The 6,251-nt window shown below is 33.1% G+C and carries 6 protein-coding genes and 4 pseudogenes; 3 read left to right on the top strand and 7 right to left on the bottom strand.

Annotation, left to right across the window (positions count from 1 at the left end):
* Nucleotides 1-120: 120 nt before the first annotated feature.
* The 3 genes from PVV64_RS09630 to PVV64_RS09640 form a co-directional block, all read right to left on the bottom strand.
* The gene (locus PVV64_RS09630; protein ID WP_273760788.1) at nucleotides 121-567 is read right to left on the bottom strand and encodes a type II toxin-antitoxin system HicB family antitoxin; all 447 of its coding nucleotides are present in this window, start codon (nucleotides 565-567) and stop codon (nucleotides 121-123) included.
* A 424-nt stretch (nucleotides 568-991) separates the two neighbouring features.
* On the bottom strand, nucleotides 992-1,285 hold the full coding sequence (locus tag PVV64_RS09635; protein WP_273760789.1) for a HigA family addiction module antitoxin: 294 nt from the start codon (nucleotides 1,283-1,285) through the stop codon (nucleotides 992-994).
* A gap of 9 nt (nucleotides 1,286-1,294) precedes the next feature.
* A complete protein-coding gene (locus PVV64_RS09640; RefSeq protein ID WP_273760791.1) occupies nucleotides 1,295-1,582 on the bottom strand; it encodes a type II toxin-antitoxin system RelE/ParE family toxin in 288 nt (95 codons plus the stop codon).
* Nucleotides 1,583-1,771: 189 nt separating this feature from the next.
* On the opposite strand from PVV64_RS09640, the pseudogene PVV64_RS09645 reads away from it, so the two are divergent.
* The 3 genes and pseudogenes from PVV64_RS09645 to PVV64_RS09655 all read left to right on the top strand — a co-directional run.
* A pseudogene (locus PVV64_RS09645) lies at nucleotides 1,772-1,915 on the top strand (single-stranded DNA-binding protein); the annotation flags it as partial.
* A 113-nt stretch (nucleotides 1,916-2,028) separates the two neighbouring features.
* Complete coding sequence (locus tag PVV64_RS09650) at nucleotides 2,029-2,583, top strand: hypothetical protein (RefSeq protein WP_273760792.1); 555 nt, start codon at nucleotides 2,029-2,031, stop codon at nucleotides 2,581-2,583.
* Nucleotides 2,584-4,409: 1,826 nt separating this feature from the next.
* Nucleotides 4,410-4,654: pseudogene (locus PVV64_RS09655) on the top strand (hypothetical protein); the annotation flags it as partial.
* 333 nt (nucleotides 4,655-4,987) lie between these two features.
* Here PVV64_RS09655 and PVV64_RS09660 read toward each other — a convergent pair.
* From PVV64_RS09660 to PVV64_RS09675, 4 genes and pseudogenes are all read right to left on the bottom strand, one after another.
* Nucleotides 4,988-5,119: pseudogene (locus PVV64_RS09660) on the bottom strand (addiction module antidote protein, HigA family); the annotation flags it as partial.
* Between the two features lie 29 nt (nucleotides 5,120-5,148).
* Nucleotides 5,149-5,331 (bottom strand): annotated as a pseudogene (locus PVV64_RS09665) (CopG family antitoxin); the annotation flags it as partial.
* Nucleotides 5,332-5,496: 165 nt separating this feature from the next.
* Nucleotides 5,497-5,814, bottom strand: a complete 318-nt coding sequence (locus tag PVV64_RS09670; RefSeq protein ID WP_273760793.1) for a type II toxin-antitoxin system HicB family antitoxin — start codon at nucleotides 5,812-5,814, stop codon at nucleotides 5,497-5,499.
* On the bottom strand, nucleotides 5,804-6,076 hold the full coding sequence (locus PVV64_RS09675; RefSeq protein WP_342753420.1) for a toxin HicA: 273 nt from the start codon (nucleotides 6,074-6,076) through the stop codon (nucleotides 5,804-5,806). Before PVV64_RS09675 ends, PVV64_RS09670 begins: the two co-directional genes overlap by 11 nt.
* Nucleotides 6,077-6,251: the final 175 nt, after the last annotated feature.

The following is a 6,251-nucleotide window of genomic DNA, read 5'->3' on the forward strand; positions in this document are numbered from 1 at the left end:
ATAAAAGCTACGAAGTTTTAATTGCAAAAGCAACAAGCGATTTAGAAAACTCTACAGTGAAAGCTGCTTGGATTTTTAGAATATGACTTTCCCTTTTCTGCTTTTAAATGGATGGTAAAGTTAATTTGTATCTTTGATAGTAATAACAACTTTCTTTCCAAGAACAATCAGCGCTTGTTCTAGTGTTTGAGACTTAGTTGGATAGTTTAAATTAAGGGTGCGTCTTACTTCTGTTTCTTTCTTACCTAAACGATGAGCTAATTCTATTTTGGTAATATTTGCTTCATTAAAAGCTTCTACCACTGCGAACTTAAGGGCATTCCACGCATCCATAGTAACCTCTACAAGATCTTTATACTGCTGTGGTATAGGGAGAGGCAAACCACGCATCGGATAGCTACGTAATGCTAGCCCTAAAGCTTCAACCGCATTCTCTAATACCTCTGCTCTATTTTCTCCAGCTGTTATTGCTTCTGGTACATCTGGAAAAGTCACAACAAAACCACCATACGGATCAATTTCAAACTTTGCTTGATAAGTATATTCATGCTTAGATCTCTTCACCATGGTCGAAATAATTTTGAAACGAAAAATGAAAAACCTTTGAGAAAATAACTCATACCCCCAATTATTTTTTATTATTTTCACGTAAATTGGAGTTAGCTCATCAGACTTTACAACGGTTAGCTTATCTCCAAAAGTTACCAAATAATGTGACCATTTCCCTACGTCAGGAGTTTTACCATAATGAACACCTCTTTTCCTAGCTTCTTTACGTAACTCTCTGAGCAGTGCTTCTCATTTCAATTCATCCTCCCCTTAAATCTTAATGAAGCAAATATTGTACAAAAAGGTTCGATACTCAACAATAAATCGAATAAAAAAGTTTGATATAATCGTTTATGAGGTGATCTTCCTTAAAGAACTAGAAAATACCGAAAATTGCTTGATATATTTTAAACAAGAGAGATCCAAGCTCATTTTTCATTTCTTAAAGATGCTCACCTTTCTTTAAAGATGAAATATGGGGGATTGGGCTGTTATGACGCGCTTGCCATAGATCATGCTTTTGTTGCAATTTAAGCCAAAATTCCGCATTATTTAAACCAACCTTTTCTAAGCGTAAAGCAAGGTTAATACTGATCGCTGCATGACAGTTTAAAACGCGTGATAAAGTTAAACGTGCAACGCCCAGATGATTTGCAGCTTCTGTTACTGTTAAGCCTAACTCATCCAGCAATTCTTCTCTCAAAATGCCACTAGGGTGTGGAGGATTGTACATCATAATAACACCTCAAAAATCAATGATGGTCTTGATATCAACCAGTTCAATGTCTGTTCCAATGAAACCAAAAGTAACACGCCAATTTGCATTGACATGCATAGACCAATACCCCTTTAAATCGCCTGTAAGCTCGTGGAGACGATATGATTTAATAGTCATTTGTTCAGGAGCGGATATCGTATCTAAAATCACCAAAATATTTGCTAACTTTTTAGCATGTGCAGGTTGTATTCCTTTAACAATTCCTCTTTCGAAGAATAACTTCAACCCTTTATGGTTGAAACTAATAATTGCCATACATCTATCTTTTGATACTTGACACGATACACCATACACTATTGTCAATAGATTATTTATCACAGAGCACTTTAAAACATAATGTTATATGTTAATAAACAACAATATAATTTTGAAATAATTGTAAAAATAATGAAATTATGATAAGATTTTGTCCGTATAAAGTGCAAATTTAAGGTAACGAAAAACATGCTGAATAAAGTGATGCTCATTGGCTATTTAGACGATGATCCTGAGATAAAAATAATGAATTCTAGTGCCAAAGTGGTTAATTTTCATATGGCCACTTCTGAAGGCTGTACAGACAAAAACACTCACAAAAAATTAGAAAAAAAGTTCAATCTGTCCCCCCTTCACCCGTTACGACAAAAAATTATACTATCGCCTTAAGTGCTAAACATCACAGTGCATCTCTTCATGACAGCACGCCATTTTGATTGAAAAATATGACAAAAAGAAAAAAACATGCAAAACGTGGACGCCCACGAATTAAGGGATGTATCAGAGAACCCAATGGTCGTATCTCACGGGCAAAAATGCCCCATGACCCCATTGATAAATTAGCAATTGAAATGCGTGCCAAACGCTTTGGCTTGACCATAGAAGAGGCAAAAAATCCACTTTCTGGGACTTATATCGGACGGCTTTGTTTATTTGGATATAAACAAGATGCTCTAGGCATCACTCAAGAACAATATAATACTACACAAAAATATCTACAAGTTAGAAATGATTATTTATGTGCAAAGGCGTTGCCTAGTGCAATTTATGATAAAATGCCATCATCTTCTGATGAAGAAGCTCGAGAAAAATGGATTCAATTTGCAACAAAACAATTTTTTGACATGCAAGAGGCAATAAAAGAAACGCAACACTTTTATAGACAGCATAATTTTTATGCTGCATTACAATACATTGTTATAGAAGATCAAGAATTGCCATACCTTGTACCTTCATTACGTATTATTCTTAATGCTCTTCGGAAATATTTTAATTACTAAAAACAGTAACTAAAATAAAAAAGCGTATAGTGTGTAAATATATACATATTATGAAATTAGGTAATGGAATAAAACAGCCGAAAGATAATTATAAAATGAAAACGCGACGGCTTTGAACTTATCCAAGTAAAAGGTTAACACCATAAATTTAAAAAAGATGGTAAGATTGTTATTGTTCCATCCTAAAAAGCTTCCAATTGGTATAGCACGTTTTATAACACAATAAGCGGTTGATTACAAAAAGGAGAAGAAGAGTGAAAAGATTTTTTGCTCTTTTTCATAAAGATGAAGATTCTGCTTTTTGTGTTCAATTTCCTGATTTTGAAAGTCTATTCTCTGCTGCTCATAGGGAAAACAATCTTAATCATAAATACAACCAAAGTTTTAAAACTTTATTGTGAATAATATGGATACAGTATCTGTTTCTTTGAAATTTGAAGAAATGATATAACAAAAAACTGTCAAAAAAGCTTTGTCAGAAAGAGTTTTTTAATATAGGTCCCCTTTTATTGAAAATGATGAAGAAGTTTGACATATAAATATATTAATTGAACGAGGTCTTTTACATGAAATTGATAATTGTGCACAAGAAAGAGGCTTAACAAGATCTGCTTTTTTGTAACAACAGCCCATCATAAGCTTGATATTAGCTAATCAATATGGAGAAGATTCTCACTCTAGATTTTTTGCAAAAGCTTGTAACTGCCTGTGATTCACAAACTATTAATGAAAATCAAAAGGCATAGGGACAACAAAACGCTACAGTTATGATAGATATAACTGCCATTAATATTATATATACAACATCTAATATTTCTGGGCCTGTCATTTCTCTTTCCTTCAATAATAATTGTTTAGTGATTTATGAGTACACAAGTTCAAGCGGTATCGTTAATATCAATTTTAACTGCTTTCCCGAAAATAGAGAGTAGATTCTAAGTCCTCTCATTTTGTTTCACGATTTAAGTCGAACAATCTATCAATTCGTATCGGATATAGCTTTAAAAGATGCGTATGAGCTGCCTTACGTAAGTTCTTTTTGATCATAGCATTGTATCTTGCAATTTTCAAAGTTAGCAATAAAGATACTTCGACAAAAGGATAGACAATATCATAAATGCCAAACGGTACAGATTCACGATCTTGCCCCCATAATGACTATTAAAAATGTGTTTTTAGCATTTTCTAAAGCTTTTTTTCATCTTCACCAAAGTTATAAATTCTCGAAAGCCTTTAGCAGTGACAAGAAAGGTATCATTATCATCTTTAATAAACTTAAGTGCATATTTCATTTGCACCTCCATTTTATTGTGCTCAGGGTTTATTTTAAATCAAGCTCTTTGAGAATTTTGTTAATTAATCCTGTTCCTAATTTTTTTTGAGCACTAAATGTCAGCAATACCGTCTTTTAGAACCAAGTCTTACAACTAAATGTCCCCTTTGCCTGAAATGAAACTGCAACCATGCTTTGTTAGATATCTTTGTAATTTTTGACTGTTCATAGTAATCATGTAGTACTTGGAATATTTTGACACAAAAAAGTGTTACTTCTTTTTGTAAAGAAATATTTTAGAATATATTCTTTTTTAAATAAAAATATAAATTTTTTCTATTGACAATAATTGAAAAATCGTATTTAATGTCATTGCTGTATGGGCTTTATTGTATATAAAATTCAAAAATACTTCCCTGAAATGTAATAGAGTTTTTAGCTCTTCGGTGGGTTTAATGCGTTGTTTTTCTTGATAAAACTTGCTAATCTGTTTTCCAAATATCAAAAGCTATTAATTGACCAATGATGTCATTAATTAACTTCCTCAAAAGAAGCGAAAATGCTAGAGATACGACCAAAGGATTTATTGATTATTTGCATAAATAATGATTGGGTGTGTCAACATGCTCTAGGCGCGCCTCTGTTAGCCTAACAGGATAAAATTAAAAAAGATTTTATGAGTTCTCCTACCATTATCATTCAAAATCCTGTTTGTACAGAAAAAGTACATCCTTCAACAAAAATCCATTCACAAGATGAGCATGCTTAAGAGAGCAAATCCATGGAGGTATACAATAAAGTGCAGTATAGGCTTTTTATGTGATTTGTTAATGGTATTGTTTCAATTTTCTAATGATTAAAATATTAACGAAAAAGAGTATACAGCTCTGATTGATATCATGAGTCTGGGTAGACAAGATTTTAGTTTTTAAACTCCAGAATGACGTGCCAAATATTTTAAGATTTTAATAGTTCTAACAGATTTTGGTTCTTCAAAACTGCCGCATAGCATAGAATTCTTTGTTACGAACTTACGAACCGGATTGTGATAGCCCCATTAGAAAGGTTGCTTAAGTAAAAAACACTCCCTTCCCTATCTTCAAAAATGGAGAAGTGGTTAAGCTGTATCAAAAAAGAAGCCAATCTAAGAGCCGTATCAGGAGTTATTGGATTATTTTCCGCAACAATACGTTCTATCTTCGTGCGTGGAACATTTAACGCTTTTGCAAGAGTATATTCTTTAAAATATTCCTCCCGTAAAATTTATCCAATATGTATTGCGATATCATTTTTTATCTCGACCTCCTATAGCAATGATAAAGGATAAACTGATTACGCTGGCTTTTTCGTAAATCTTGTTCAATCAGATGCCGAACATAGCGTATGTAAGGTATAGCTTGATTTTTAGCTTTTTCCTTTAAAGCCTTCATAAGTGCTTGAAGCAAGCGGATATTGATCGTCGATTCTTTGGGTAAAAATTCAAATGAACTGGCTTAAAACCAGTTAAATCATAATCCGTGAGATCGGCAGTATCAACAATTCTCTGCTTTCTTATCCGTCTTGAAAAGAGGTATCTGTTTTAATTTAGACGTTTTCATAAAAATTAATCTTCTTTTGGTATGTTTTGACCTTTAAAAGCTTCAAAGTTTAGAAGAAATGTATCTGTTTAAACTTACACCATTTTCAGCTGCTTGAATTGCAAGTTGTCTGTGAAGTTCTGGTGGTATTCTTAATTGAAACTTACCGCTATATTTGCCATGTGACAAAGGTATCGGGACTTGTTCTCCATTATGTTGCATATCCTCAACAACTTCTGAAACGAGGTCCATAATACCTTTTAAAGCTTTCTCTGCTTGAGCATCTAACCATGAAAGGGATGGAAATTCTGCACACAAACCAACATATTCCTCATCTTCTGGTGACCAAAAAACACGATACGTATAATGATTATTCTTCATGTTTTATCCTTTCTATTGCTTGTAAAACCTGCTTAACTTGATAGAATTTTGCCTTATTTCCAGAACCTTTCTGAATATTGACACGAGGATCCCCTAACCAAGGGGTTTTAAAAACAAAATGACTTGAACCATTGTTCCTTGGTTCTCCAAAAAAATAGATACACACAGCCAACAAATCTGAGAACTTGATGTTTTTTGGTGATGTTTTCATCAAGCTGATTATTTTTTCAACTTTATTACTCATAACCAATAATAGTATTATTATTAATACTAGTCAATCATTTTATATGCCTACTCCACAGGAGGCTTTATGCATCCGCGCGAAACGATAAGAGAAACATTTGTTGATTTGATAAAAGCAGCCAAGACAACAGCTGGTGACAATGTTTTCAACATGCGTGACTTCAATTTAGTTATTGAAGCAATGCCGGCCATTA

The organism is Bartonella sp. ML70XJBT.G, from assembly GCF_028618575.1.
Lineage (GTDB): Bacteria > Pseudomonadota > Alphaproteobacteria > Rhizobiales > Rhizobiaceae > Bartonella.